We start from the raw sequence: 26,799 nt of genomic DNA on the forward strand, positions 1-26,799 counted from the left end.
CTTCAGTTACCCGGTCAGGCTTTTTCCAGCGTGCACAGTAGCGGATGGTCATTATCGCGCGCATAGCGGTTGATCAAGGCCACCTTGGTTTCCGCCACCTCCGCGGTAAACACACCGCACACCGCCTTCCCCTTATAATGCACAGTCAGCATTAGCTGCGTTGCACGTTCGATGTCGTAGGTAAAGAACTTTTGCAACACCTCAATAACAAACTCCATCGGCGTATAGTCATCATTATTCAGGATGACGCTATACAGTGACGGCGGCTTCACCGCCTCGCGCGTCCGCGCATCGGCCAAGGGTTCGAGATTCAGCCAATCGTTCAAGTTTGCCATTTCAATCTGTTACCTATTTCCTTCCCCCGGCGTCGCCGGTCATCATTCATTACTGAGCGATATCACAACTCTCTATAAGATTACCAGCCCGCCGTGCTTTCTGGCCGCTCAATAGGATAAAAAAAATGCAACGGCTCGCAATTGCGTTAACCACCTCAAACTTTAATCAAAAGTTAGCGTACTAAAAATAACCAATGCTTGACGCCGTCAGGCGCATCAATAGAGTGTAGACAAGCGGTCGACACATGGCATTTTCCCGCGTCGCCGCCCGGTGACACGCCCGTGGCATGGCCTGCCGCCGCCCGTAGGGTCTGTTCCTAAGCTGTTGCCGTCCCATCCGCGACAGGTTAAGAACCGATCTTGAATCAGTCTTATCTCATTAACCGTGATCGCTGCTACCCGCCGCGATCAGCCACCGTAACGAGGGATGTATAAGCATGGAGACGGGTACCGTAAAGTGGTTTAACAACGCCAAAGGCTTTGGCTTCATCTGCCCGACCGGCGGCGGCGACGATATTTTCGCCCATTACACCTCCATTCAAATGGAAGGCTACCGCACACTGAAGGCGGGGCAACGGGTACAGTTTGAGCTGCACATTGGGCCGAAAGGCAATCACGCCGACACCATTATTCCTCTTCCCAACGAGCCGCTCGCCTAATCGGCCGCACTGGCCGGATCCTCCGGCCGGTGCCCTCTGATCCTCAACCGTAATTCAACCCAATGGTTATCTCGTCAACAACTGTTTAGCATATTGTGCTACGGTTTATATTCGTTTCGCGACAATGCTGTCATCGTTCATCAGCCATGACAGGTAGTTCCATGTCGACCATCGAGATCAGCGACACTCACCGCCCCGCCCACGTCGGTTTCACACTGTTCGCTGCACTGGCACAGGGCAAATATCGCCCGGCTGGGCTATGGCACCAGGCCAGCTTCCGCGCCAAATTTGCCTTGCGTACGTTGTTAATGCCCAGCTATCACGGTCAGCTGTTGGCCATGCTGGCCACATTGGCGCAGCGCGATGCCATCCTCAGCAGCCAGCCTCGTCTGCCCTGCCGTCTACATCATCCTTATTTGAGCCGCCGTTTCTCCCGCCGCCAAATCGTCGCGGCCTTAACCGATCATTACCGCTTAGTCGAGCGCTGGCTCAACCACACACAACGCCAGGCACTCTATGGCGGCCACCCACTAACCCTGGCGCGTCTGCGCGGTAAACAAGAACAGGACTACACCCTGCGCCTGGCGGTGATGGAGCGCCTGGGCAAGGAGGGTGAACTCTCCCTTTCCCTGCACGACCAACAGGATCATCTACTCGCCGTCTGCACCTTCAGCCTGCTGGAGTACCATGGGGTACGCACCCTGTTCATCGGTGGGCTCCAGGGCTCCTCACCGTCGCTGCCACACCGCTACACCCAGGAGGCGACCAAGGCATGCTATGGCTTATTTCCTAAACGCCTGCTGGCCGAGGCGCTGAGTGAGATCGCGCTGCTAGCGCAGTGCCAGCAGATCCTCGCGGTCGGCAACGCCGACCATATTTACAGCCACTGGCGCTACCGGCGCAAGAAGCAGTCCCAAATGTTGGCCGACTACGATGGGTTCTGGCGCTCGCTCAGCGGCCAACAAAATGAGGAAGGCTACTTCAGCCTGCCACTAACGCCGCCGCGTAAGCCGCCAGAGAGTATTCCGAGTAAGAAACGCGCCGAGTACCGCCGCCGCTATCAGCTACTCGATACCCTACAACATGCGCTGCGTGCCAGCCTGAGCGACCCGCGCTCCACCACCGCTTAAGCGCCGCTCGACGGCAACAGCGGCAAGAGTAGCCATACTCCGGCCAACACCAGCGGGGGACCGAAAGGCACCGGTAGCGGCGATAAGGCGCCCTGCCGCCAGGTACGCCAGGCGAAACCGATCAAGGCCAGTAGGCAGGCCGCCAACAACAGCGTCGGCAGCCGTGAAACGCCGACCCAAGCGCCGAGCGCCGCCAATAACTTGGCATCACCGCCGCCCAGCCCCTCGATGCCCCGCCAGCGCCAGAAACCCCAGGCCACCAACCACAACAACAGATACCCCGTGAGCACACCGAACACCGCGTCGGGCAGCGTGACGGGGCGGTAGCTCGCCTGCCAGAATAACCCCAACCAGAGCAACCCCAGCGTCAGTTGGTCAGGCAATAGCAGCATGGCACGATCGAGTAACGCCAATCCCAGACTCAGGGAGCAAAAGCCCAGCCCACACAGCCAGACGCCACCGGGAGGCAGGCGGTTAGCCAGCACCAAGGCTATCGCCGCCAAGCCGCAAGCCAAAGCCATGGAGGATGGAAACGGTGGGAAATGGCGATCGTACCAACCAAGTGGGGGGAGCAACGGCCGCGGCAACACGCACAACAGGCGATGTAACGGAAAGCCGAGCGTAAAGCCGAGCATGGCAGCCAACGTGAACCATCCGTCTTGAGTCATCCGCCCCTCCCTATCGGCGGCGGCGTTAATCCGCCTTGCCGCGCGCCAACCACAGCACACGTGAAAACATGTTCTTCAGCAACAGCGGCACCTGGCTCACCCCGGCTTCCTCCGCCCGTGCCGCGACCAAGATCGCCAAATCAGGCTTAGAAGCACGGTGGATCGCCTTGATGATCACCTTACGCGCCGCCATCGGTGCCGAAGCCGGGATGCCTGCGACCTGGTGATACACCTCGGCAAAGCCCTCGTGGTACATGAAATGCTCCATGTCCGGCGCCGGCAACATAGTCAAGCGATCACGCTCGCTCTCTTGCATACCATCCAGCAAGCCTCGCACCGTAGCGGCATACTTGCGCCCCGCTTCATCACCGTCCACCAGCACATGCCAGGCGATCCCCATGCGGCGGGCGAACTTGATCAACGGGCGTAGCCCACACTGGGCAAACTCGATCACCTTGATGCCCTCGGTATCGAAATGGTAGCCACACTGGCGCGCCAACTCGCTCAGCAGCCACACTTCTGTTTCACCCTCCACCAGCAGCCAGCAACGGGCGAATAACGACGAGGCGCGATTGAAACGGATATGAAAGGCGATACGCCGACTGTCCTCAGGCGTCATGCCGCGCGATCCGATGCGATAGGCCGCGACTCGCCCGGATTGACGCACCAGGCGGCACACCCGCTCGACTGGCATCAACGCCAGCAGATCGCCGGAATTGGTGGTGGTCACTTTCTGCAAAGGCAAAAGATTAAGCAGGCCCCAGGCTACCGACAGCATGATCGGATGCAGGCGCGTCTCCGGATCCTCAATCAGCAGCAAGGGACGGGCATGATGATCGAGGATCACAGCCCCCTGGGCCTGCAATAGGGTGGAGAACAACCCCAGCAGAATCAGGCGCATGTTACGACTACCCGACTCGGCGATCATCTGGTTGATGTTCTCCAGTGAACGCCATGCCTGACGGCCATGAATGATCTCGTTACGGTGACGACGACGGGCGCCGGCGGCGGTCTCGTCGCCGTTAGCGGCGAAGTAGTGCTCCAGCAACTGCTGCATCGCGCCCAGCCCGGCGCGCAATTCGCTGTTGCTCAGCTTCTGCGGGTTACACACTAGCTCACGCGTCAGATCGGCCAACTGCTGCGCCACCTGCCCCTGATCGGGAGGCTGACGCGCCGCCAACACATTAGGATGCAAGCGACGAATAAAACGGGCATCGCGCAGACGCAACACCGGATGCAGGCGGATCAGCTCGCGCGCCAACAGATCGACGTGATGCAACGCCAGCGCCTCGCCCTGTTCATTGAGAAAGGAGCGCCAGGTGCAGACTGTCCCATCGTCGCTCAACTCTCCCTCCTGACGGAAGTAGATGCGTTGGAGGCGATCCTCACCCTGCTGCCAGAGCGGTGACAGGCGATGATAGCGGCGGGCCCGCGCATGCCCTCGTAGGCTTTCACAAAAGGTGAAGACGATTTGCAAATGGTGTTCACGCGCCGTCTCGTCGCCCGGAGGAAAATAGAAATCGTGAGCCTCGAAGCGGTAGAGGTCGTGTTGCGGCGATAGACACAACGTCAGAGCATCCAGCAGGCTCGACTTACCCCAGGCATTCTCACCGATCAGTACGGTATTCTCGTCTAGCGACAACGAGATACGATTGATCCCGCGAAATCCCACGACCTCAATGCGTTCCAGATACATGCCATCCCTCTCTTGTCGCAGCACACCCTTTGAGCATGCGGGCAAAGCGTAAGCGGGTCAAGGCAAGGCCGTAGTCGTGACGCCATTTTGTGCTGCTTTTCTAAAAAGTACGCAGCGGAAAAAGCTAAAAACACCATATTCTCACCCACGCGGCGGGTGCAGCTTTACTCATCCTCCCCTTTTCAGTACGGTATTAGCTTTAAAATTTAACAAGTTAGGCTGTTATGTATTCTGGACTCCTGATCATCCTGGTGCCACTGCTACTTGGCTACCTGCTGCCCCTGCATCATAAGACGCTGATCCGTTTCATTAACCGCATGCTGAGCTGGATGGTCTATCTTATCCTGTTCTTCATGGGGATCAGCCTGGCGTTCCTTGACAATCTGGGCAGTAATCTGTGGCTGATCGCCAAGTACGCCTCGCTGTTCTTCGTGTTGATCATCGCGGCCAACCTGCTGGCGCTATGGCTGCTGGAGAAGCGTTACCCGTGGCGTGTGGCTCACCGCCAGGAGGCATTGCCGTCGCGGTTACACATGGCACTGGAGTCCCTGAAACTGTGTGGCGTGGTAGTACTCGGCTTCCTGTTGGGACTGACGCAATGGTCATGGCTCAGCAATGCCACTCACGCCAGCGAATATGCACTGATCTGGCTGCTATTTCTGGTCGGCCTCCAACTGCGTAACAGCGGTATGTCACCGGCGCAGATCCTGCTTAACCGCCGAGGGATGATGATCGGCTGCGTGGTCTGTGTCAGTGCCTTGGCGGGCGGAGCCCTGGCGGCGCTCCTGCTAGGCCTGCCGATTAAGACCGGATTGGCCATCGCCTCCGCCTATGGCTGGTACTCCCTCTCCGGCATCATGTTGACTGAAGCCTTCGGCCCGGTGATCGGCAGCGCTGCCTTTTTCAATGACCTGGCACGCGAGTTATTCGCCATCATGTTGATCCCGAGCCTGATCCAACAGCATCGCAGCAGCGCATTAGGGCTATGCGGAGCCACCTCGATGGACTTTACCCTGCCCGTCTTGCAGCGCAGCGGCGGTATCGAACTGGTGCCGGCCGCCATCGTTCACGGCTTCTTGCTGAGCCTACTGGCTCCGGTGCTGATGGCGCTGTTCTCTTCTTGAGAGAAGCGGGCGGTACGGCAGTATCGCCCCCACCTTGGGTAAATAGTTCCTATTCGCACGCGAATTTGCGCTAAGTCAAACAAAGTAGAAGTTGCATTAAAAACTCCTTTTTTGTTGCCCGCGTCCGTCTTACCCTCAAAACAAGCATAATAAATGCAACTTTAAGTAGAGGGTTCCCCATGTATTGTGTACAGTGTGAGCAAACCATCCGTACTCCAGCCGGCAACGGCTGTGCCTATGCCCAAGGGATGTGCGGCAAGAGCGCCGAAACCTCCGACCTGCAAGATCTACTGGTCGCCGCGTTGCAAAGTCTCTCCGCCTGGGCGCTCGTCGCCCGGGCGTGCGCTATCCACGATCACGCCATCGACAGTTTCGCCCCACGCGCTTTCTTCTCCACCCTGACCAACGTCAACTTCGACTCTGCGCGCATCATCGGCTACACCCGTGACGCCCTGGCGATGCGAGACAGTCTGCGTGCCGCCTGCCAAGCTAAAGCGCCGGGTATCCAATGTGACCACCCGCTGGCCGAGCTGCGCCTAGCCGGTGACGACGTGACGACACTACGCCAGCAGGCGGCCGCCTTCGCCCTGGACAGCGACCGTGCCGAGATCGGCGACGATATCCATGGTCTGCGCATGCTGAACCTGTACGGTCTGAAAGGCGCCGCCGCCTACTTGGAACATGCCCACGTTCTCGGCCAGCACAGCGAGACAATCTACGCCGACTACCATCATTATATGGCCTGGCTCGGCACTCAGCCGCGCGACATGGAAACCCTACTCAACAACGCGATGGGCATCGGCAAGATGAACTTCGCCATCATGGCGATGCTGGACAAAGGATCGACCGACGCCTACGGCGATCCGACACCGACACAGGTCAACGTGCGACCGGTCGCCGGGAAATGCATCCTGATCTCCGGGCACGATCTGAAAGATCTTCAGATGCTGCTGGAACAGACCGCTGGCCGGGGTATCAACGTCTACACCCACGGCGAGATGTTGCCGGCCCATGGCTACCCGGAACTGCGGAAATACCGCCATCTGGTCGGCAACTACGGCAGCGGTTGGCAGAATCAACAGCAGGAATTCGCCCGCTTCCCCGGCCCGATCCTGATGACCTCCAACTGCATCATCGATCCTAATGTCGGCAACTACAGCGACCGCATCTGGACACGCAGCATCGTCGGTTGGCCGGGCGTTCGTCACCTGGAAGGGGACGACTTCAGCCAAGTAATCGCCCAGGCGCAGGTGTGTGACGGCTTCCCCTACAGTGAGATTGAGCAGTGGATCACCGTCGGCTTTGGTCGCGCCACCCTGCTCAACGCGGCGGATAGCGTGATCGATCTGGTCGCCCAGAAGAAACTGCGCCATGTATTCCTGCTCGGCGGTTGCGACGGCAGCCGTGACGAACGTAGCTACTACACCGACTTCGCCCGTGCCATCCCTCAAGACTGCCTGATCATGACTCTGGCCTGCGGCAAGTACCGCTTCAACAAGCTGGAGTTCGGCACCCTAGAAGGGCTGCCGCGTCTGCTGGACGTTGGCCAGTGCAACGACGCCTATGGCGCCATTATGCTGGCGGTCAAGCTGGCCGAGAAGCTGGGCTGTGGCATCAACGATCTGCCGCTGAGCCTGGTGCTCTCCTGGTTTGAACAGAAAGCCATCGTCATCCTGCTGACCCTGCTAGCGCTGGGCGTGAAAAATATCTATACCGGCCCGACCGCGCCGGCGTTCCTGACGGAGAATCTCTTGGCGATCCTCAACCAGCAATTCGGCATGCGCGGCATCAGCAACGTCGAGAGCGATCTCGACGCGCTCCTCAACCAAGCCTAACCTTACACCGCCCCGGTCACATGCCTGGGGCGGCCTTCGTACTGCGAGAACCGACCATCATGACTATGCCAACCCCGCAATGTCCGCATCGGATGCAGGTCCATTCACTGCACCAAGAGACTCCCGACGTCTGGAGCCTGAACCTTATCTGCCCCGACTTTTACCCTTACCGACCGGGTCAATATGCCCTGGTCAGCATCGGTGCTAGCGCCGAGACGCTGCGCGCCTACACCCTCTCCTCCACACCGGGCCTTAGCCCTTTTATCACCCTCACGGTACGGCGCATTGCAGATGGCCTTGGCTCCGGCTGGCTCACCCGCCAGGTGAAACCGGGCGACTACCTGTGGCTCTCGCCGGCGCAAGGTGACTTCACCTGCCCGCAACCGGGCGCCGACGCCTACCTGATGCTAGCCGCCGGCTGCGGGGTAACACCGATCATCGCCATGACCCGCTGGCTTCTGCTACACCGCCCGACGAACGATATTGCGCTGATTTACGCGGTACGCAGCCCACGCGACATCATCTTTGCCGCGGAGTGGCGCCGCCTGGCCGCCGCTTATCCACGCCTACAGCTGATTCTACTGGCTGAAAACGACGCCAGTGGAGCAATCTTGCCGGGGCGCCTGAGCCAGGCGGTGCTGGCACAGGTCGCCAACCTGCCCGCACGCACGGTGATGATATGCGGCCCGGCGCCCTACATGCGTCAAGCGCAAAATCTGGTAAATGAGTTAGGCGTCGCCGCGCACCAGATCCATCTGGAACGTTTCCAGCCTGAAACGGCGAACACGCCCCGCGACGGCACACTGCGCATCCGTTCCTGCTCACACCCCGGCGACTACCGTGCCGCCGTCGGCAGCACCCTGCTCAGCGCCATGGAGCAAAACCAGCTACCGGTACAGGCTGCCTGTCGCGCCGGCGTCTGCGGTTGCTGTAAGACCCGTATTCTACGCGGCGATTATCGCGTCGGTAGCACCCAGACCCTTACCGCCGAGGAGATAGCCCAGGGCTACGTGTTGGCCTGCTGCTGCCAACTTAACGGCGACGTCGAATTGGCCTAACGGCAACGGGCCACGTCATGCGTGGCCCGTTCATGCATACGGATAAGCCTCTCCCGAACCAGCGTCCGTATACGCCGCCGCTTTCGGCCAATGAGGCGCGCGGACGCCAAACCTTTCCATGAGGGAAATCGGTCACGGTCTATCGCCGCCCTCAGCGAGCGGGGATAAACGGCATCCCTGAGTTAGCGCTCACGCGATGGACTGCGCGTCCGCCACACCACGAGCGCTGACCTTTTCCCCGCCGGTATCAGGCGACAATACGTAGCCAGCGGGCCGAACAATGTGACAATAGCCAACCATCGATCCCATAGGCACGCCCAGCACCGGTAAGCATACAAATGGCACCGATCAGTAATAACAGGATATTCTGACCAATCGTATCCGCGCCATTCCCCCCTGCGGCGAGCAAATTCATCAGCGCGGCCAACATCGCCACTAAGCCACCGACGCGCGTGAATAACCCTAGGCATAGGCTTATCCCCGGAACCGCGTAGGCTAAGAAAATGAAAAACGCCCAAAACACGGGATGCGTCGCGATATCATGGGTAATGAAGTCCCCGACCCAAGGATACATCGCCTTGGCGGCAAACCCGCCCGCGCCGCCGATACGCTCGACCAGACCACTCCCCGATAACCAAGCAAGAGAGGACTTCGCGTCGGTCCCCAAAAACGCCCCATTAATCCAATTCCAAGAACCGGCGATCCTCAGTACACTCAGCGCCATCAGCGCAGACATGGGATAAAACCCAAGGTTAACGGCAGTACGCTTTACATCGGCCATAATTACCCCCAAATCACATGATGAATGCCCGGTGCCGTGACCGATGCGCAGAAAAAGACCGCCGACAGCAAGATTAACGTAATATGCCTTGCCCGATACTCACCGGGCGTACGCTTCACGGTCAGCAATGATAAAACGAAGCAAAACAATGGCAGCGCGACGCCAAGCCACGAGGCGCTACCGATGGCAAACCACGACAACATGGTCAGAAAAAATAAGAAGTTGATAAAAGGACTACTCTGCGTTTTCACCGTGCTGACACACGCCGATTGGGGCGTTGATAATCGTTCATCTTTACACATACTCTTTTCTTTCCTCTCTCACGAGTCAGGCTCGAATCTCGTCATGGCATCTCGCACCCCATGACAGAACCGGGCCTAACATCATTATTACGCTCTCCTTGCAGTTACCATTCAGTTTCGCGATAAACTCCAGCCTATCGCCCCAGCGTTGTTGCGTTTTATTTAATGGCGGAATTACTTTTATTAAAATAACTGGCACGAATGTATGCCGCATTCCAGTATAGCAACGATGCGCAGACTGAAATCAGGTTGAAATAAATCCAGCGTAGTATGTCCGATACTGTTATAAATAGCGCCATTAATGGCAGTGGATATATATAAATAATTGTTTTACGTTATATTTCCGCAAAGTGAAAAATTCCACCATAGCGTTTCTCATAAAGCGGAATACGCGAGGTTAATACGACGCCACCTTTCCCTGCGGCGCTCCCGCAGCAGCATCGGGCTGTCATCATGCATGATCACACTGGGCCTATCACAACGCTATCGCTACCAACGTGGTAACTAGAACCATTATCTTTGCGCGCCTTTCCTCAGTCACGGCTCTACACAACGTAACGACCACGCTCGCCAAAAGTGCGGGCGAGAGGTGAAAGCGCTAAGCACATCGATAATATTATCGGCCGTCATTGCCTTAGCCTCTCGTCCGCGCCCCGTTACAACGGATATCACGCTGCCCAACAACGCAGCGGCGCGTTTGGCCCTACGGCCATACCACCTTGGGCAGCCAATCAGCTCACGACGACACAAGCAACGGCCGCCACGCATATGAAGCGGCGAGGCTCAGTCGGTGAACTCGCCAAGCAGCGTCTCTGCCGCTAACTTCCCCAAGGCATTCGCCGCCAGCGGACTATCGCCCGTTAATACCTTGCGATCCTGATGCACCTGACCGCTGATCGCCTGATTCACCAAGGTCAGTCCTCTCTGCTGTAATTTTTCACCGAAGAACCAGGTCAATTGTCCCGGCATATAGCCAATCGCCGGAGTCTGCCGATCAAGGGCATCAGGAAACGCACAAATCGCATAGCCCTGTAGCGGATTATCTCCTGCCGCCAGCGCCAGAAAAGCGGCCGGGCCGTGACAAATCGCGATCAGGTAACGATCATGAGCTAACGCCCAGCGCAGCACGGCGGCCACATCGTCACTCGATGGCAGCCCGATCAATGCGCCGTGCCCCCCAGGGATGAAGATCCCGGCATACTCACTATGCGCGCTGAGTTGGCTGACGATGTCATGCAACTTCCGCGGTCGCAAAAATTGCGGCAGATAATGGTGATAGAAGCCAGTGATCGCCTGATCTTGATCAGGCATTGCCCAGTGTTCGAACTTAACCATTAACCCGGAGAGGGTCGCGACCTCACAGGAAAAGCCCGCTTGGTGCAGATGATACATCGGTACTAGCGTTTCTAACGGATGATTACCGGTAGAGAAGAGAGCGCCGCTCGCGGTCGGCAAGTAACGCTCATCGGCGGCGATCACCAGGATCTTCTGGCGGCCACGATAAGGGCGCGTATACTCCGCGCCGCTCAAATCGGATTGGCGACGGGTAAACTGCTCTAACGCATAGGGTGAAGGGAAAAAGGCATTGTGCTCCGCATGATCGGGGGTCGGTAACTGGCTCGCTGCGATGGTCATCATTCCTCCAAACTCGGGTTGTGTTCAGGATGCTATACACGACGAACTCCCTCACAGACCTTTAGCATAGCCTAGCGCCGTCCCGGCATCGCGTTACCCGATGTGATGTTTAATGACCCCGGTTAGCGACATCCGCCTCCGCACGGCACAGCCGGCGCCGCATACGGTGAGAGCCTTAACGCATCGACACACGGTGAAAGCAGAAAATCAGGGGAGCAGGCCGATGCCATCGACGGGAGAGGTCTACGCAGTGCGGTTAACCTGAACGCACACGGATCTGTGCCCCCACGCAATCGATCGCGTCGTCCTCTTGCTTTTCCTTTGGCAGCCCATCGGTCGGCATGATACAACAGAGTTTTCTCAATGGATTTAGCCGACCAAGGAGTGCCCGATGCTCGATCTACGTAGCGATACCGTAACCCGTCCCAGCGAAGCCATGCGCTTGGCCATGTCACGCGCCGACGTCGGCGATGACGTCTATGGCGACGATCCCAGCGTCAACCGTCTGGAGCAAGAAGCAGCCGAATTAAGCGGCAAGCAAGCGGCGCTGTTTCTGCCCAGCGGCACCCAGGCCAACCTGGTGGCACTGCTGACCCATTGCCAGCGCGGCGACGAGTATATCGTCGGGCAGAAGGCTCATAACTACATGTATGAGGCGGGCGGCGCGGCGGTGCTCGGCAGCATTCAACCGCAACCTATCGATGCCGCCGAGGATGGCACCCTCCCCTTGCCGCAGGTGGCGAGCGTGATCAAACCCGACGACATCCACTTCGCCCGCACCCGACTGCTCAGCCTAGAGAATACTCATAACGGCAAGGTGTTACCGCTGACCTATCTGGCGCAAGCCTGGGCATTCAGCCGCGAGAAGCGACTGGCGCTACACATCGACGGAGCCCGTATCATGAATGCGGCGGTGGCGCTGGCGGTACCGCTCACTACCCTGACGCAGTACTGCGACACCCTGACCCTCTGCCTGTCCAAGGGACTCGGAGCACCGGTCGGCTCACTGTTGTGCGCCGATGCGGACTTCATTCGCCAAGCGCGCCGCTGGCGTAAAATGACCGGTGGTGCCATGCGTCAGGCGGGGATCCTGGCCGCAGCGGGACGCTACGCCTTGCAGCACAACGTCGAACGCCTACGCGATGACCACGCCAACGCCGCATGGCTGGCCCAGGCCGTGCAAGAGCTAGGGTTGGAACTCCTGCCGCCCGGCGCCCAGACTAACATGCTGTTCGTGCGTATGTCCGCCGATGAAGCCGCCGCGCTGGGCCCCTGGATGCAGCGCCACGGTATCCTGATCAGCGCGGGCGCTATCACCCGCCTGGTCACCCACCTCGATGTCAGTCGGGCCGATCTGGAGCGGTTGGTCGCCCTGTGGCGTACTTTCCGCCAGGAGTATCGTCCAGCGAGCGGTTCGGCGCCGGCTCCCACGCCCTACGGCTAACTCATCGCCAGAGAGGTATACATGCGCAGATTGCGTATCCTAGTATTAGGCGCCAGCGGTTATATCGGCCAACATCTGATCCCTCAACTGTGCGCCCAGGGGCATCATGTTCGTGCCGCGGCACGCCGTATTCGCTGGCTGCAAGCGCGTAACTGGCCCGGCGTCGAGTGTCAGTATGTCGATCTCTATCAACCACAGACCCTGGCAGCAGCGTTGGATGGCATCGATCTGGTCTACTACCTGGTGCACGCCATGGGTGACGGCGACGATTTCGTGCGCGCCGAACTCCAAGCGGCACAAAACTTCAGCCGGGCACTGAGTATCTCACGCGTCCAGCAGGTGATCTTCCTCGGCGCACTGCAACCTCCCAGCGATCCCTCGCGTCACCTGGCCGCACGGCGCGAGACCGGCGATATCCTGCGAACTAGCGGGGTACCGGTCACCGAAGTGCGCTCCGGGATCATTATCGGCCCCGGGTCGGCAGCTTTCGAAGTGATGCGCGACATGGTCTATAACCTGGCGATCCTGACGCCGCCACTCTGGGTGCGCTCCAAAAGTTCTCCCATCGCGCTGGAGAATCTATTGACCTACCTGTGCGCACTGGCGGATCGGCCGGATAACGACAACCGGGTGTTCGAAGTCGCCGGCCCCGAATACATCAGCTACCAGACCATGTTCGAACGCTTTATCCGCGTCAGCGGTAAGCGGCGCTGGGTGATCCCGTTACCGATCCCCACCCGACTGATCTCGGTCTACTTCCTGCATCTGATCACCTCGGTGCCGACCAGCATCGCCCGCGCCCTGATCGAAGGACTTAAGCACGATCTCCCGGCCGATGATCGGGCGATCGCTCAGTTGATCCCCCAAACGTTGATCGGGTTCGATCAGGCGCTGACAGATACCCTGGCACACGAACAACAGGTGATCGACTCCGCCGACTGGGGCTACGACGCCCAAGCGTTAGCTCGCTGGCGGCCAGGCTATGGCTTCTACCCGAAGCAGGCAGGCTGCCGTATCACCACCCGCGCGTCGCGCCGGGCGCTATGGCATGTGGTGCAGCAGATCGGCGGCGATCAGGGCTACTTCTTTGCCAACCTGTTGTGGCAGATCCGCGCCCGGCTGGATGATCTCAGCGGTAACCACGTGACCTATGGCCGCCCGACACGTTCCTGCTTGCAACTTGGCGATCAGATCGACGGCTGGAAGGTGATCACCCTCAATGCAGAGCGTCAACTGACGCTGTTGTTCGGTATGAAGGCCCCGGGCTTAGGTCGCCTAACCTTTACCCTCACCGAACACAACGGCTTGCGCTCGCTGGATGTGCGCGCCTGGTGGCATCCCGCCGGCTTCGCCGGACTGCTGTATTGGTTTGCGATGATGCCGGCCCACCTGTTTATCTTCCGCGGCATGGCACAACGCATCGCCGATCTGGCCGAGGCCTGGGACGATGCCCAACCGGCGCCGAACAATGACGCCAACGCCGCGCCCCCCACGGTTAACGGCACGCCCCGCACGCCAGACGCCGCCCCCACCGAGCGTAGCGACTAACCGCGTGCTAGCGGGGAAGCTCGGCCTCCCCGCTAGCCCCGTCTCAGACAACAGCCCGTCCCCACCCGACAGATCGCCGCGGTACGCCTCATCCCTCCTACCGTCTCCCCCTAGCACGACGGCGAGGCCCCGCTCCGTGTTCGACACAGACGACAACAAATCTGCTGAGTAATCCGATTGCATGTCGGGCCGATTCACGGAAAAATGGCACCCTTATTGTGCAGTCGGAGCCGAATCGTGTTCCCGGCAGACAGAACGGCCGCTAACCGGCCGCAACGAATGGCCTGCTCAAGACAGGCTCACGGTGGATAGGCAAGTATGAAAGTTTTGGTGACCGGGGCAACCAGCGGTCTCGGGCGTAATGCCGTAGAGTATTTACGCCAACGGGGGATCAGCGTGCGCGCTGCGGGGGACAACCTGGCGATGGGGCAGGTGCTACAAAAGATGGGGGCGGAGTTCATTCACGCCGATCTCGGCAACTTAGTATCGGCGCAGGCTAAAGCGATGCTGAGCGATGTCGACACCCTGTGGCACTGTTCCGGCTTCACCTCACCCTGGGGATCTCAAGAGCTCTTCGAAACCGCGAACGTGCGTGCCACTCGCCGCCTGGGCGAATGGGCGGCTGCCTATGGCGTCAGCCAGTTCATTCATATCTCCTCACCTGCCGTCTACTTCGATTATCGTCATCATCACGATATCAAAGAAGAGTTTACCCCGGCGCGTTACGCTAACTACTATGCACGCAGCAAGGCTGCCGGCGAAGAGGTGATCCGCGCCTTGGCGCTGGCCAACCCACAGACCCATTTCACCATCCTGCGGCCGCAGGGGTTGTTCGGCCCGCACGACAAGGTGTTACTGCCCCGTTTACTGAGCACCATGAAACAGCACGGCTACCTGCTGTTGCCGCGCGGCGGCGTGGCGCTACTGGATATGACCTACGAAGAAAACGCGGTGCATGCCATGTGGCTGGCGACCCAGCACCCGGATACCCCCTCGGGACGCGCCTATAACATCACCAATCACCAGCCGCGTCCGCTCCATCTGATGCTGCAACAACTGATCGACGAACTGGGCGTCACCTGCCGATTACGCGCCATCCCCTATCCGATATTGGATATCGTGGCGCGTACCATGGAAAAATTAAGTACGCGTAGCGCCAAGGAGCCGACCCTGACCCATTACGGTGCGGCCAAGCTCAACTTCGATATGACGTTGGATACCGGGCGGGCGCAGAACGAACTGGGCTACCAACCCATCGTCTCGCTGGAAGAGGGCATTGTGCGTACCGCGCGCTGGTTGCATGTGCATGGGCGCCTACGCCACCTCTGAATACCGTCAGGCAGCTGTGGGCCTGGGCCGTAGTGCGTAGCGCGCGCCGGTTGCATGAACACGGGCGCCTACGTTACCTCTCAACTACCGGTCAGGCGATTGCGGGCCTGGGCCGTACTTCTCTAATAGCGCATCGACGATGGCGCACGTCTCCGCATCGGGTTCACCGCCAAAATTCGTGGGACGATAGTGCATCTGGAAGGCGGCGATGACGCGCCGCGAGGCGGCGTCATTAATGCCGGTCGGTATGATTTGGTAGCCCCAAAGAGCCAAGCGCCGTTGCAGGTAGGCCACGTCGGGAGCTGCCAGTTGATAGCGCTGACGGTAGGCGCGTACGCGCGCGGCATCCGGCCAGGCACCAACGCCTTGCTCCGCCAACAGCGCCCACGGAAACAACGGCCCCGGATCGACCTTTCGCTGGGGCGCAATATCCCCATGTCCCACCACATCGGCTGGCGCAATGTGATAACGTCGCACGATATCGCGGCTGAGCACGCGCAGCGCCGCGATCTGCTGCGCACTGAAGGGATACCAGACAATACCGTTAGCCGTACGCCGATAGCCGGGATTCTCGATTTCGATACCGATCGAATTGTCGTTGAGCCGGGTCTGGCCGCGCCAGTAACTGACGCCGGCATGCCAGGCGCTGCGCGATTCTGGCACCAATTGCCACACCACCGGTTTACCTTGACTTTGCGGCGGCAATGCCGGCACCAGATAATGCGCGCTAACCTGTTCGTCCGTCAGCACCTTAAGGGAAGAGGAAAAGTCCTCCGCCGTATAATGCATCACCAGGTAACGCACCCGAGGCTCAGCACGCAACGCCCGCTGGCTATCGTCTACCAGGTAGTCACCACGATCGCCGAGCGGCGGATGGGGTTGACACCCGACCAACACGCCACACATCAGTAGCCATAGCCCCTGCTTCATCGTTCGCTCTCCGCCTATGCTGCACGCACCATTAGCCTAACGGCACGCAGATCCCCCGAGGGGAAACGCGCGAGCGATCTTACTCGTGTTCCAACGTGACGTCAGCGTGCTTATCCAGATGCATATCCGCCCACTTGACCGCCTGGGTGCGGTTTTTCACGGCAATCTTTTTAAAAATATTATAAATATGAGTCCTGACCGTGTTCTCGCTAATGTACAGCATATGCGAAATATCCTGATTACTGGCTCCTTGTTGCATCGCTTTTATCACCTCAAGCTCACGCAAAGTCAGGGGTAGCGGAGGACGCCTGGGGCGCAGCGTTCTTTTATCCGTCGATACGCTCGCCGGCGACTGCGCGAAGAGTAAGGCGCGCAACCGATGCAACAAGATCCGCAGGTGCATCTGTGCCGGAAATGCAGCAACAATATTCGCATGACGCTGCCACATCAAGGCGCGATCCTGGCGCTGAACATTGATCAAAATAATTTGTGAGACACGCGGCCGATGAAGTATTAGCTGCGACCAAAAGTCACGCTGCGCCTGTTCACCCTCCAGCAGCGCGGCATCAAATATCACCAAAGGCGAGGCATCCAATAAGTCGGTTATGTTTTTGGTACTATCACAGAGACAAATCGACACGCCAAGATAATTATTAAGCACATCCGCTAACAGCATCGACTGTAACGTGCGCGAAGTAATTAGCGAGAGCACTTTCTTTCCCTTAAATACGTCATGGCTAATCGCCATCATGAAATCCTCTTCATGGCAACGCAGAGACAAATCTAGGACAACGAGACGACATAACAGCTAATAACTATTTGAGATATCACCCCGCAACAAAATAATAAAAAAGGAATAAGACAACAGACAGAACGCGAACACATTGATAGCTTACGTTTACACCGATAGCGGACGCTAACGAGGCGATGCACATCGCCATTCCGCTGGTAATACAAGCATATTCAGTAATTATTCTGCTGTCAAAGCATCCAACAGCAATAACATTGCATTAAGTACAAATACATCCTATCGATAGAAACCTAATGAATGAACGGCTCAGGATTATTGAGTGATCGATAGCCGTAGTAGCAAAGTAAATTACTATTTTTTGATGAAAGAAATACGATGTTTGTATTAGTTACAAAACTGGATTCACAAGCAAAAATAAAATGGCACTGGTTTATTAATATCCAGTAAATCGTCATCTTATTATCCCGACATGAGACCTTTCCGGCGAGTTAGCGATACCACGCGCTGGATATCGTGTTATCCGGGCATTAACAAGGAGTTTTTCATGAAGAACGGTATTATTTCAGTAGCTATGCTAAGTGGGCTTTTTATTTCCCCAGCTCTGCTGGCTGAGTCCCTAACCGCAGGCCGCCTACAACTGCAAGGGGAGATCGTCGGAGCCTCCTGTACTATTCAAAGCAATGACACCGATAAAACCCTCCGGCTGCCGCCGGTCGGCGTCGATCAGTTTACTGACCTCGCCATAGGTGCAATCTATACTGGGGTTTCCGCACAGGCTAACATCAACATTATCTGTAGCGGCTACGATGGCAACACCCTGACGCTCGGCTTCAATAACGCCAATATGACCGAAAACGGCGTGATCACCCCGACTAGCGGTAGCGCAACCGGGGTCGGTTTTCAGTTGGCGATCGACAACAAACTCGTCGATGCCTATACCACCACACACACGCTGAAAGGGGAGCATGGCAACTATGTTCTGCCCATCACCGCCTACTACCACAAGACAAGCGACACGGTTAACAAAGGCCCACTAAGTTCTGCCGTCACCTACACCATTACCCACGATTAACCTTAACCCGCGGGACGCCGGCATGGGTCCCGTCCACTGTGGTGCTGCTATGAAAAACGTCCTACTCTCTCTGCTATGCTGCGTGATCGCCTGGCCAACCTACGCCACTATCGTCATCTATGGCACCCGGATTATCTACCCGGCGGAGCGCCAAGAGATCCGCGTTCAACTGGCTAACCGCGGCGACAAAACCTCGCTGATCCAAGCCTGGATCGATGAGGGGGATCCCTCGGTTCCCCCCGAACAGGTCAAGGCTCCCTTTATGCTCACCCCACCCATCACCACCATTGCGGCAGGCAACGGCCAGCAATTACGGATCCGCGCGCTGGCTAACACGTTGCCGCAAGACCGGGAGTCGCTGTTTTACCTCAACGTGGTTGATATTCCGCCGGATAACCCGGCGCACAGCGGTAATCTACTCAAGCTGGCAATGCAAAACCGTATCAAGCTGTTCTACCGCCCGCAAGGCATTGGAGCACTCGATGAAAAGAGCGTCAGCCAAGTCTTGGCCCGGCGCACCCCCCAGGGGATCACCCTGGATAACCGCTCGGCGAACCACATCACCATCATCCGCCTCAGTGCGGGGCAACAGCGTCAACTGTTGGAGAATACCCTGATGCTGCCACCCTTTTCCCAGCAACAGATCAGCACCGCCGGTCTCGCGGGTGTCTCCGCGCTGACTCTCAGCTATCTCAATGATTATGGTGCTAAAAGCCAACAGGCTATCCCCCTGAACTGAATATCGGAAAATGAGTGAGGAATGGATGCTCAGGTTAAAAACCCCCCCCCTATCCCTGGTTCTGTTGTTCTCTTACACGGAAGCCATCGCCAACATGGATGCCTTCGATACCCGTTTTCTCAAGGGCAACGCCAGACATGCGGCGCTCAGCCACATCACCCTTTCTCCAGATGCCCCCTATCCTGGTGAATACCCACTGGATGTGCAGGTGAATGGTGAATGGCGCGGCCAATACACGCTCACGATCGATCAGCAGCCAGATAACACCTGCCTGAGCGCGACACAGTTACACAGCCTGGGGATTAAGCTCCCCACGCCACCGTTCGATACGAACTGCATCACACTACGCCAGGCGCTGCACGGTGGTAGCTACCGTTTCGACACCGGTCTGCTCCAACTCAACCTCACCCTGCCACAGGCCTTCGTCATCAGTAAGGAGAAAGGATATATTACACCGGAGGGCTGGGATCGGGGTATCAACGCCTTCTTCACCAGCTATAACGCTAGCTACTACTACAGCGACTATCGTGGCAACGGCCATAGCCGTAATACCTATCTCAATCTCAACAGCGGCCTCAATCTGCTCGGCTGGCAATTGCGCGCCGCTACCAGCTATAACCAACGCGACGGTCAGCGCGGCGACTGGAGCAGCAATAGCGCTTATCTCCAGCGTAGCTTCGCCCCGATACACGGGGTACTGCGCCTGGGAGACATGTACAGCGCCACCGATCTGTTCGCGGGCGTTCGTTTCCGCGGCGTCCGCCTATTCAGCGAACTGCGCATGCTGCCCAATTCTAAACAACACTTTACCCCCCTGGTGCGTGGCGTGGCGCAGAGCAATGCCTTGGTCACCGTAGAGCAGAATGACGTCATCGTCTATCGTCAAGAGGTACCGCCCGGTCCATTCTCTATCGAGGATCTGCAATTGGTGGGCGGCGGTGCCGACCTCAATGTCAGCGTACAAGAAGCCGACGGGCGGGTGACGCGCTTCATTGTCCCCTACTCCGCCTTGCCCAACATGCTACAGCCGGGAGTCGGCAAGTACGATCTGGCCGCAGGGCAGACCTACTTGCCCAACATCGACGATCAGCGTGGCTTTTTTCAGGGCAGCTACCAGCATGGTCTGAACAGTCTGCTGACCCTGTATGGCGGAGTCCAGGCCAGTCAGGACTACTACGCCCTGCTGCTAGGCAACGGCCTGAATACCAGGCTAGGGGCCTTCTCACTGGATATTACCCACTCCGCCAGCCGCCTCGCAGATCGCGACGAACAATATGGGCAGAGCTATCAGTTGGCCTACAACAAGTATCTGGCGACCACCGCAACCCACTTCTCGCTGGCGGCTTACCGCTATTCGTCGCGCCACTACCGCACGCTGAGCGATCATCTCTACCTCAACGATAAACGCGCGGATCCAGTCAGCGCATGGGACCACTACCGCTACGATCCAGGCCGAAAAAACAACTTCACCCTCAACCTGAACCAGACCCTAGCGGATGGTTGGGGTTCGTTGTTCATCTCCGGAACCTGGCGCGACTACTGGGGCAGTCATGAGCGGCGCCAAGACTACCAAGTGAGCTACAGCAACAACTGGCAACAGCTGAACTATACGTTGGCCGCCAGCCAGACTTACGACCAAGGGATGAACAGCGATCGGCGTTTTTACCTCTACTTTACGCTGCCGCTTAACGTCGGCGAGCCACGCCGCCCCCTGTACCTGTCCAACGCCACCACCATCGATCGCAACGGCTACCAGTCCAATACCACCACGCTCAGCGGCAGCGCCGGTGAGTGGCAACAGCTAAACTACGGCTTCAACCTCAACAATCAGCGCTCGGATCGGCTCACCGCACTCGGGGGCAACCTGAGCTATAAGGCACGTTCGGCAACCCTGAACGCCAGTTATAGCCAGTCGCAGGACTACCGCCAGAGCAGCGCCGGCATCAGCGGCGGCATCGTCGCCTACCGCGGTGGCGTGCTATTTAGCAATACCCTGACGGACACCATGGCGATCGTCGACGCGCCGGGGCTACGCGCCGCCAGCGTCAATGGCTACGGCTACCACACCACCAACAGCGCCGGCCAGGCGCTCTACGCCGCCTTGACCCCCTACCGTGAAAACAGTCTACGCCTGACACCGTCGGCGCAGGACGATACGGTAGCGTTGAAGAGTAACATGCAAAAACGAGCCCCCTACCAGGGAGCGGTGGTGCTGGCGCGCTTCGAGACTGATACGCGCCAACATTTCTACTTTAGGGCACAACGCGCCGACGGCGCGCCGCTCAACTTCGGTTATCCGGTCAACGGCCGCGACGGTGAGCCCCTGGGATTGGTCGGCCAGGGAGGCATGATCTCCCTGCGCAGCGACGCTTTGCCAGCACAGGTGACGGTGCCGCTGGATACCCAGACGGGCGACCGTTGCACTATTACCCTCTCAGCCGCCACGCTGAGCAGTCAAACCCATCTTTGCCGCTGAGTGTTACGAGGTCGACTCATGAACTATCGCCGTTATCTTTTTATCCTACTCGTGCTGCTCAGCGGCCCGGCGCTCTCCTGGTGCAAACTGGAAGTCCCGGGCATGGAGCGCCAAACGGGACAGGTGCTGATGAGCAATCAGAACATGTTTCCCTCCGGGCAGCAGGTCGCGGTGCCGCTGACCCTATTTAGCAAAACGACCCGCTGTGACAAGTACAGCAGCGAGCAGAATAAGGTCTATCTCGGTACGCCTTACACCAAACCGATCGTTGTGAAATTCTATGACGCCGTCTACATCGAGTTCACCATCCAACCACCTCCCCAGGATACGCTCAAACTGGAAACCAATCGTCGCTATACGGCGGCACAGTTTCTCGATCAACTGGTGGTCAGTGCTAAGCCGGTAGCGCCCACGTATACCCAAAGAGTCGCCAATGACAACGGTGAATATCGGTTAGATACGGCGCTGATTATCAGCGCCGGCAGCGGCGCATCCGATTCGCTCGGGGAGTTTATTCGCCGACTGATTGCCTTTCTCCTCTCCGGCAAATGGCCCGCGAAAGAAAACGATCTGTATCAGCTCAACCTCACCCTGAAGCTGGACTATAAGCCGACCACCTGCCAATTTGTCGAGACCACCCTCACGCTGCCGCCCGTCGCTCTCAGCGATCTACCGCAACGTGGAGAAGTCAGCGGCATCACAGCCAACCATACCCTGGTAGCCCAGTGCGATAACCTCAACGGCGAGCTCACCAATCGCGCCATGAAGGTGACCCTCAGCAGTGACGCGCTACTCGCAGGCAACGCTCGTGTCATCCTGCCCCAACGGGGCGTCTCCGGGGTCGGATTTGTGCTGTATGACGAACAGCAGCGGCCCGTCACCTTGGGCGGTAGCGGCGCGAGCGCCAGCAGCATCAAGCTGCTCCGCCAATGGGAGGGACTGCCCGAACGGGGGTTCAGCCTACCCATCAGCGCCGCTTACTACGTCTACGCGCGTAACCAGGTTCAACCCGGCAAGCTAGAGGCCAATGTCACCATTAACATCGACTACGAGTAAGCCATGCTCGGGCGGTGCCACGCCGTCCGACGCCCTCGAGTACTGTCCTGACACACTCTCATCCTGGTGACGGAAGCGCGGAGCACATCGTCCTCCCCTCGGAGGGCCTTGCGGCCGCGCGCTCATCCCCGGCGATCGAGTAGCCCGACATCGTACTATTTATGAGCGTTCAAAATGCATATCATCAAATTTTCACCCACAAATATTGCATAATTATTCTGATGAAGTTACTCTTTGCCCTATCAATTGCTATTCAGATTAAGCGCATGAGTATTCAAATCGACGGCATCAATTGCTACTACGGCGCACACCAGGCGCTGTTTGACATTACCCTGGCATGCCCGGCCGGTGAGACGCTGGTGTTACTCGGGCCAAGCGGTGCGGGTAAGAGCTCGTTGCTACGGGTGTTGAATCTGCTGGAGATGCCGCGTTCTGGTACCCTGAGTATCGCCGGTCATCAGTTTGATTTTCGCCAACCGCCGGGGGAAAAAGCCATTCGCGATCTGCGGCGTAACGTCGGTATGGTGTTCCAGCAGTACAACCTGTGGCCGCACCTGTCGGTGATGCATAACCTGATCGAGGCGCCCTGCCGGGTGCTGGGGCTATCGAAGGAGGATGCTCTAGCGCGGGCCGAAAAGCTATTAGTGCGCTTGCGCCTTAGCGAGTTCGCCGACCGCTATCCGCTACATCTGTCCGGTGGTCAGCAACAACGGGTCGCCATCGCCCGCGCCTTGATGATGGAGCCGCAAGTGCTGCTGTTCGACGAACCGACCGCCGCCCTCGATCCGGAGATCACCGCCCAGATCGTCAGCATCATCCGTGAGCTGTCGGAGACCGGTATCACTCAGGTGATCGTCACCCACGAAGTCGAGGTGGCACGTAAGACCGCCAGCCGCGTCGTGTATATGGAGCAGGGTCGCATCATCGAACAGGGCGACGCCAGCCACTTTATTCATCCGCAGACCAATGAGTTTGCCGGATATTTGTCCCATTAACGGCCCGCGAGGCCATGCGTAACCGTTGGAGTCTGCGATGAAAAAAATCATAATTGCTGCGATGTTAGCCGGTATCAGCGTCTCTGCCTCGGCAAACGAAACCATTCGCTTCGCCGCCGAAGCCTCGTATCCGCCGTTCGAGTTTATGGACGCGCAGAATAAGATGCAGGGATTCGATATCGATCTGGCCAACGCCATCTGTACCCAGATCAAGGCCACCTGTACTTTCAGCAATCAATCTTTCGACAGTCTGATCCCCAGCCTGAAGTTCAAGCGTATCGATGCGGTGATCTCCGGGATGGACATCACGCCGGAGCGGCAGAAACAGGTCGACTTCTCTCAGCCCTACTATGACAACTCGGCCCTGTTCATCGCCGAAAAGGGCAAGGTTGCCGATGTGGCGGCGCTGAAAGGCAAACGGGTCGGTATCCAGAACGGTACCACCCATCAGAAATACCTGATGGACAAACACCCCGAGCTGACGCCGGTGCCTTACGACAGCTATCAGAACGCTATTCTCGACCTGAAGAATGGCCGTATCGATGCGGTCTTCGGCGACACGGCAGTGGTCAACGAATGGCTGAAACAGAACCCGAATCTGGCGCCGGTTGGCAGTAAGGTGACCGATGCCGACTACTTCGGCAGCGGCTTAGGCATCGCAGTACGCAAGGGCAACAGCAAGCTACTGGAGCAGTTCAACCAGGCGCTGAATCAGCTTAAGCAAGATGGCACCTACCAGACCATCTACGACAAATGGTTCCAGAAATAATCATCGGCAATGCCAGTAGTGCCTATCGGCGTAGGCGTTATGGTTAGCAACATGCGGGCGGCGCAGGCCGCCTGATGGGATAGGCGTCAGGCAATGATTGAATTTATACCCTTAGTCCATGCTGCCGGCATCACTGTCGGCTTAGCTCTCTGTGCTCTGCTGCTCGGCCTGGTTCTTGCCATGCTGTTTGCCGTCTGGGAGTCGGTCCGTTACCGTCCACTGGCGTTGTTGGGTAGCGCCTGGGTCACCCTGCTGCGTGGGCTGCCGGAGATCCTGGTGGTGCTGTTCATCTATTTCGGCTCCTCACAGTTGCTGTTGTGGCTCTCCGATGGTATCCCGCTTAATCTGGGCTTTACCACCCTCACGCTACAGCTGAACATCGATAACTTCGAGGTCAGTCCGTTCCTGTGTGGGGTGTTGGCCTTGGCCTTACTGTATGCCGCCTATGGCTCTCAGACCCTACGCGGCGCGCTGAAGGCGGTGCCGCAAGGGCAACGCGAGGCCGGGATGGCGTTAGGGCTGAGCAAGACCCATATCTTCTTCCGCCTGGTGATGCCGCAGATGTGGCGCCACGCTCTGCCGGGACTGGGTAACCAGTGGCTGGTGTTGCTCAAGGATACTGCGCTGGTCTCGCTGATCAGCGTCAATGACCTAATGCTACAAACCAAGAGCATCGCCACCCGGACCCAGGAACCGTTCACCTGGTACTGTGTGGCCGCCGCGATCTATTTGCTGATCACCTTACTCAGCCAGTATGTGCTCAAGCATATCGAACTACGTACTACCCGCTTTGAACGGAGTGCTTCTTGATGTTGAGCTATATTCCCGACTTGTTGCAGGGACTGCACACCAGCCTGTCATTGACCGTGGTCTCCCTGCTGGTGGCCCTGGTGCTCGCACTCTGCTTTACCGTGATCCTGACCCTGCGGCCACGTGGGCTGACGCTATTGGTACAGGGCTACATCACCCTGTTTACCGGCACCCCGCTCCTGGTACAGATCTTCCTGATCTACTACGGGCCCGGGCAGTTCGCCTGGATCCGCGAAACGCCCTGGCTATGGAGTGCCTTGTCACAACCCTGGCTGTGCGCCATGCTGGCGCTAGCGCTAAACAGCGCCGCCTACAGTACGCAGCTGTTTTACGGCGCGATGCGCGCCATCCCGAATGGCCAGTGGCAATCCTGTGCCGCGTTGGGGATGTCTAAGGGACAGACCCTGCGCATCTTGCTACCATATGCCTTTAAACGCGCCCTCTCCTCCTACTCCAACGAGGTGGTGCTGATCTTCAAGAGTACCTCGCTGGCGTACACCATCACCCTAATGGAGGTGATGGGCTATGCGCAGCAGCTGTATGGCCGGACCTACGATGTGATGGTGTTCGGCGCAGCCGGGATAGTCTACCTGTGCGTCAACGGCCTACTCACCCTGATGATGCGCATGATCGAACGCCGCGCCTTGGCCTTTGAACAACGCAACTAGCCCCGCCTCATCACAGAAAAAGATCGGTTTCGACCGGTCTTTTTTTATTCCTTTCATCATGCCATTAAAATATTTAATCACAAGTATTGCATAATAATTCACTCAATGGCACATTCAGACAGGTGACAGGCGGCGACGATCGTTCCCGTTAGCCCCCTCGACACGTACTGACAAACAACAAACAGCATCTATCACACCCCGCGGGATGGGCCTTGTACAGGAGTTAGCTATGAAGAAGTTACTGGTCTGCGCCATCGTTGCCGCAATGAGTTTTGGCACTCAGGCGGCAGAGAATATTCGTTTTGCCTCGTCGGCTACTTATCCACCGTTCGAGTCTCTCGACGCCAACAACAACATCGTCGGCTTCGATATCGATTTGGCCAAGGCGCTATGCCAGGAAATGAAGGCTCACTGCACCTTCAGCAACCAAGCATTCGACAGTCTGATCACCGCGCTGAAGTTTAAGCGTTACGATGCCGTCATCTCCGGCATGGACATCACCCCTGAGCGGCAGAAGCAGGTGGCGTTTACCCAGCCCTACTACGCCAACTCCGCGATCATCATCGCCCAGAAAGGGAAATACCACAGCATGGCCGACATGAAAGGGTTACGCGTCGGGATGGAGAGTGGCACCACCCACCAGAAATACCTGCAAGAGAAGCATCCGGAGATCAAAACCGTAGCCTATGACAGCTACCAGAACGCCATTCTGGATCTGAAGAGCGGACGCATCGACGGGGTATTCGGCGACACGGCGGTGGTCAATGAGTGGCTGAAGAACAACCCACAGTTGGCATCGGTCGGCGAGCATGTCACCGATCCGCACTACTTCGGCATCGGGCTAGGCATCGCGGTACGTCCGAACGATAAGTCACTGCTGGCGCAACTCAACCAGGCGCTGGCCGCCATCAAGGCCAATGGGACCTACCAGAAGATCAGCGACAAGTGGTTCCCCGCCTCCTGATACACCGCACCGCCGCGCCTTTCGC

The 26,799-nt window shown here is 57.9% G+C and carries 25 protein-coding genes; 17 read left to right on the forward strand and 8 right to left on the reverse strand.

Features of this window, described 5'->3' with window-relative positions; genetic code table 11:
* Window positions 1-14 precede the first annotated feature (14 nt).
* Window positions 15-335: an ATP-dependent Clp protease adapter ClpS gene (gene clpS, locus EHO01S_RS01945; protein WP_024522370.1), complete on the reverse strand. Its 321-nt coding sequence runs from the start codon at window positions 333-335 to the stop codon at window positions 15-17.
* Window positions 336-772: 437 nt separating this feature from the next.
* Between clpS and cspD the strand changes: the two genes are divergently transcribed.
* Entirely contained in the window at window positions 773-994 is a 222-nt protein-coding gene (gene cspD / locus EHO01S_RS01950) for a cold shock domain-containing protein CspD (RefSeq protein WP_024522371.1), read from the forward strand.
* 161 nt (window positions 995-1,155) lie between these two features.
* Window positions 1,156-2,124 (forward strand): VirK/YbjX family protein, encoded by a 969-nt coding sequence (locus EHO01S_RS01955; protein WP_024522372.1) that lies wholly within the window; start codon window positions 1,156-1,158, stop codon window positions 2,122-2,124.
* Here EHO01S_RS01955 and EHO01S_RS01960 read toward each other — a convergent pair.
* Both EHO01S_RS01960 and EHO01S_RS01965 read right to left on the reverse strand, forming a co-directional pair.
* Window positions 2,121-2,792, reverse strand: a complete 672-nt coding sequence (locus tag EHO01S_RS01960) for a prepilin peptidase (protein WP_024522373.1) — start codon at window positions 2,790-2,792, stop codon at window positions 2,121-2,123. The two genes, EHO01S_RS01955 and EHO01S_RS01960, sit on opposite strands and share 4 nt — an antisense overlap.
* A 25-nt stretch (window positions 2,793-2,817) precedes the next feature.
* Window positions 2,818-4,488, reverse strand: coding sequence for an ATP-dependent endonuclease (locus EHO01S_RS01965; protein ID WP_024522374.1), 1,671 nt, complete (start codon window positions 4,486-4,488; stop codon window positions 2,818-2,820).
* A 224-nt stretch (window positions 4,489-4,712) separates the two neighbouring features.
* Here EHO01S_RS01965 and EHO01S_RS01970 point away from each other — a divergent pair, with 224 nt between their 5' ends.
* From EHO01S_RS01970 to hcr, 3 genes are all read left to right on the forward strand, one after another.
* Complete coding sequence (locus EHO01S_RS01970; RefSeq protein WP_024522375.1) at window positions 4,713-5,612, forward strand: LysO family transporter; 900 nt, start codon at window positions 4,713-4,715, stop codon at window positions 5,610-5,612.
* A 179-nt stretch (window positions 5,613-5,791) separates the two neighbouring features.
* Complete coding sequence (gene hcp / locus EHO01S_RS01975; protein ID WP_024522376.1) at window positions 5,792-7,447, forward strand: hydroxylamine reductase; 1,656 nt, start codon at window positions 5,792-5,794, stop codon at window positions 7,445-7,447.
* A gap of 59 nt (window positions 7,448-7,506) precedes the next feature.
* A complete protein-coding gene (hcr, locus tag EHO01S_RS01980) occupies window positions 7,507-8,505 on the forward strand; it encodes an NADH oxidoreductase (RefSeq protein ID WP_024522377.1) in 999 nt (332 codons plus the stop codon).
* Between the two features lie 247 nt (window positions 8,506-8,752).
* On the opposite strand, the gene EHO01S_RS01985 is transcribed toward hcr, so the two are convergent.
* The 3 genes from EHO01S_RS01985 to hchA form a co-directional block, all read right to left on the reverse strand.
* On the reverse strand, window positions 8,753-9,286 hold the full coding sequence (locus EHO01S_RS01985; RefSeq protein ID WP_115314481.1) for a TQO small subunit DoxD: 534 nt from the start codon (window positions 9,284-9,286) through the stop codon (window positions 8,753-8,755).
* A gap of 2 nt (window positions 9,287-9,288) precedes the next feature.
* Window positions 9,289-9,588 carry a hypothetical protein gene (locus EHO01S_RS01990; protein ID WP_024522379.1) on the reverse strand — a complete coding sequence of 100 codons (300 nt, stop codon included), beginning with the start codon at window positions 9,586-9,588 and terminating at the stop codon, window positions 9,289-9,291.
* Between the two features lie 783 nt (window positions 9,589-10,371).
* Window positions 10,372-11,223, reverse strand: a complete 852-nt coding sequence (gene hchA, locus EHO01S_RS01995; RefSeq protein WP_024522380.1) for a glyoxalase III HchA — start codon at window positions 11,221-11,223, stop codon at window positions 10,372-10,374.
* Between the two features lie 391 nt (window positions 11,224-11,614).
* On the opposite strand from hchA, the gene ltaE reads away from it, so the two are divergent.
* The 3 genes from ltaE (at window position 11,615) to EHO01S_RS02010 (ending at window position 15,544) form a co-directional block, all read left to right on the forward strand.
* Complete coding sequence (gene ltaE, locus EHO01S_RS02000; protein ID WP_024522381.1) at window positions 11,615-12,667, forward strand: low-specificity L-threonine aldolase; 1,053 nt, start codon at window positions 11,615-11,617, stop codon at window positions 12,665-12,667.
* A 21-nt stretch (window positions 12,668-12,688) separates the two neighbouring features.
* On the forward strand, window positions 12,689-14,215 hold the full coding sequence (locus EHO01S_RS02005; protein WP_024522382.1) for a DUF2867 domain-containing protein: 1,527 nt from the start codon (window positions 12,689-12,691) through the stop codon (window positions 14,213-14,215).
* 318 nt (window positions 14,216-14,533) lie between these two features.
* Window positions 14,534-15,544 carry an NAD-dependent epimerase/dehydratase family protein gene (locus EHO01S_RS02010; RefSeq protein ID WP_024522383.1) on the forward strand — a complete coding sequence of 337 codons (1,011 nt, stop codon included), beginning with the start codon at window positions 14,534-14,536 and terminating at the stop codon, window positions 15,542-15,544.
* Between the two features lie 84 nt (window positions 15,545-15,628).
* On the opposite strand, the gene EHO01S_RS02015 is transcribed toward EHO01S_RS02010, so the two are convergent.
* Window positions 15,629-16,474, reverse strand: a complete 846-nt coding sequence (locus EHO01S_RS02015) for an N-acetylmuramoyl-L-alanine amidase (protein ID WP_024522384.1) — start codon at window positions 16,472-16,474, stop codon at window positions 15,629-15,631.
* Between the two features lie 79 nt (window positions 16,475-16,553).
* A complete protein-coding gene (locus tag EHO01S_RS02020) occupies window positions 16,554-17,225 on the reverse strand; it encodes a LuxR C-terminal-related transcriptional regulator (protein ID WP_024522385.1) in 672 nt (223 codons plus the stop codon).
* Between the two features lie 544 nt (window positions 17,226-17,769).
* Here EHO01S_RS02020 and EHO01S_RS02025 point away from each other — a divergent pair.
* The 9 genes from EHO01S_RS02025 (at window position 17,770) to EHO01S_RS02065 (ending at window position 26,774) form a co-directional block, all read left to right on the forward strand.
* Window positions 17,770-18,297, forward strand: coding sequence for a fimbrial protein (locus tag EHO01S_RS02025; RefSeq protein WP_024522386.1), 528 nt, complete (start codon window positions 17,770-17,772; stop codon window positions 18,295-18,297).
* A 49-nt stretch (window positions 18,298-18,346) separates the two neighbouring features.
* The gene (locus tag EHO01S_RS02030) at window positions 18,347-19,036 is read left to right on the forward strand and encodes a fimbria/pilus periplasmic chaperone (protein ID WP_024522387.1); all 690 of its coding nucleotides are present in this window, start codon (window positions 18,347-18,349) and stop codon (window positions 19,034-19,036) included.
* A gap of 25 nt (window positions 19,037-19,061) precedes the next feature.
* A complete protein-coding gene (locus EHO01S_RS02035; RefSeq protein ID WP_024522388.1) occupies window positions 19,062-21,512 on the forward strand; it encodes a fimbrial biogenesis outer membrane usher protein in 2,451 nt (816 codons plus the stop codon).
* An 18-nt stretch (window positions 21,513-21,530) separates the two neighbouring features.
* Window positions 21,531-22,568, forward strand: coding sequence for a fimbrial protein (locus EHO01S_RS02040; RefSeq protein WP_024522389.1), 1,038 nt, complete (start codon window positions 21,531-21,533; stop codon window positions 22,566-22,568).
* A 266-nt stretch (window positions 22,569-22,834) separates the two neighbouring features.
* The gene (gene artP / locus EHO01S_RS02045; RefSeq protein WP_024522390.1) at window positions 22,835-23,563 is read left to right on the forward strand and encodes an arginine ABC transporter ATP-binding protein ArtP; all 729 of its coding nucleotides are present in this window, start codon (window positions 22,835-22,837) and stop codon (window positions 23,561-23,563) included.
* Between the two features lie 37 nt (window positions 23,564-23,600).
* On the forward strand, window positions 23,601-24,332 hold the full coding sequence (gene artJ / locus EHO01S_RS02050) for an arginine ABC transporter substrate-binding protein (protein ID WP_005287726.1): 732 nt from the start codon (window positions 23,601-23,603) through the stop codon (window positions 24,330-24,332).
* A 93-nt stretch (window positions 24,333-24,425) separates the two neighbouring features.
* A complete protein-coding gene (gene artQ / locus EHO01S_RS02055; protein ID WP_024522391.1) occupies window positions 24,426-25,142 on the forward strand; it encodes an arginine ABC transporter permease ArtQ in 717 nt (238 codons plus the stop codon).
* Window positions 25,142-25,810 (forward strand): arginine ABC transporter permease ArtM, encoded by a 669-nt coding sequence (gene artM, locus EHO01S_RS02060; RefSeq protein WP_024522392.1) that lies wholly within the window; start codon window positions 25,142-25,144, stop codon window positions 25,808-25,810. The genes artQ and artM overlap by 1 nt, the downstream gene beginning before the upstream one ends.
* A 229-nt stretch (window positions 25,811-26,039) precedes the next feature.
* A complete protein-coding gene (locus tag EHO01S_RS02065; RefSeq protein ID WP_024522393.1) occupies window positions 26,040-26,774 on the forward strand; it encodes an arginine ABC transporter substrate-binding protein in 735 nt (244 codons plus the stop codon).
* The last annotated feature ends 25 nt before the right edge of the window (window positions 26,775-26,799 follow it).

The organism is Edwardsiella hoshinae NBRC 105699 = ATCC 33379 (assembly GCF_000474215.1).
GTDB lineage: Bacteria > Pseudomonadota > Gammaproteobacteria > Enterobacterales > Enterobacteriaceae > Edwardsiella > Edwardsiella hoshinae.

Bases quoted from the DNA above. Each gene is read 5' to 3' on its own strand.
- EHO01S_RS01960 (WP_024522373.1), bottom strand. From the start codon at position 2,792: ATGACTCAAGACGGATGGTTCACGTTGGCTGCCATGCTCGGCTTTACG.
- EHO01S_RS02010 (WP_024522383.1), top strand. From the start codon at position 14,534: ATGAAAGTTTTGGTGACCGGGGCAACCAGCGGTCTCGGGCGTAATGCC.
- hcr (WP_024522377.1), top strand. From the start codon at position 7,507: ATGACTATGCCAACCCCGCAATGTCCGCATCGGATGCAGGTCCATTCA.
- clpS (WP_024522370.1), bottom strand. From the start codon at position 335: ATGGCAAACTTGAACGATTGGCTGAATCTCGAACCCTTGGCCGATGCG.
- artJ (WP_005287726.1), top strand. From the start codon at position 23,601: ATGAAAAAAATCATAATTGCTGCGATGTTAGCCGGTATCAGCGTCTCT.
- artM (WP_024522392.1), top strand. From the start codon at position 25,142: ATGTTGAGCTATATTCCCGACTTGTTGCAGGGACTGCACACCAGCCTG.
- EHO01S_RS02030 (WP_024522387.1), top strand. From the start codon at position 18,347: ATGAAAAACGTCCTACTCTCTCTGCTATGCTGCGTGATCGCCTGGCCA.
- artQ (WP_024522391.1), top strand. From the start codon at position 24,426: ATGATTGAATTTATACCCTTAGTCCATGCTGCCGGCATCACTGTCGGC.
- EHO01S_RS01985 (WP_115314481.1), bottom strand. From the start codon at position 9,286: ATGGCCGATGTAAAGCGTACTGCCGTTAACCTTGGGTTTTATCCCATG.
- hcp (WP_024522376.1), top strand. From the start codon at position 5,792: ATGTATTGTGTACAGTGTGAGCAAACCATCCGTACTCCAGCCGGCAAC.
- EHO01S_RS02035 (WP_024522388.1), top strand. From the start codon at position 19,062: ATGCTCAGGTTAAAAACCCCCCCCCTATCCCTGGTTCTGTTGTTCTCT.
- EHO01S_RS01965 (WP_024522374.1), bottom strand. From the start codon at position 4,488: ATGTATCTGGAACGCATTGAGGTCGTGGGATTTCGCGGGATCAATCGT.
- EHO01S_RS01955 (WP_024522372.1), top strand. From the start codon at position 1,156: ATGTCGACCATCGAGATCAGCGACACTCACCGCCCCGCCCACGTCGGT.
- hchA (WP_024522380.1), bottom strand. From the start codon at position 11,223: ATGACCATCGCAGCGAGCCAGTTACCGACCCCCGATCATGCGGAGCAC.
- EHO01S_RS02015 (WP_024522384.1), bottom strand. From the start codon at position 16,474: ATGAAGCAGGGGCTATGGCTACTGATGTGTGGCGTGTTGGTCGGGTGT.
- ltaE (WP_024522381.1), top strand. From the start codon at position 11,615: ATGCTCGATCTACGTAGCGATACCGTAACCCGTCCCAGCGAAGCCATG.
- EHO01S_RS01990 (WP_024522379.1), bottom strand. From the start codon at position 9,588: ATGTGTAAAGATGAACGATTATCAACGCCCCAATCGGCGTGTGTCAGC.
- EHO01S_RS02065 (WP_024522393.1), top strand. From the start codon at position 26,040: ATGAAGAAGTTACTGGTCTGCGCCATCGTTGCCGCAATGAGTTTTGGC.
- EHO01S_RS02020 (WP_024522385.1), bottom strand. From the start codon at position 17,225: ATGATGGCGATTAGCCATGACGTATTTAAGGGAAAGAAAGTGCTCTCG.
- cspD (WP_024522371.1), top strand. From the start codon at position 773: ATGGAGACGGGTACCGTAAAGTGGTTTAACAACGCCAAAGGCTTTGGC.
- EHO01S_RS01970 (WP_024522375.1), top strand. From the start codon at position 4,713: ATGTATTCTGGACTCCTGATCATCCTGGTGCCACTGCTACTTGGCTAC.
- EHO01S_RS02040 (WP_024522389.1), top strand. From the start codon at position 21,531: ATGAACTATCGCCGTTATCTTTTTATCCTACTCGTGCTGCTCAGCGGC.
- EHO01S_RS02005 (WP_024522382.1), top strand. From the start codon at position 12,689: ATGCGCAGATTGCGTATCCTAGTATTAGGCGCCAGCGGTTATATCGGC.
- artP (WP_024522390.1), top strand. From the start codon at position 22,835: ATGAGTATTCAAATCGACGGCATCAATTGCTACTACGGCGCACACCAG.
- EHO01S_RS02025 (WP_024522386.1), top strand. From the start codon at position 17,770: ATGAAGAACGGTATTATTTCAGTAGCTATGCTAAGTGGGCTTTTTATT.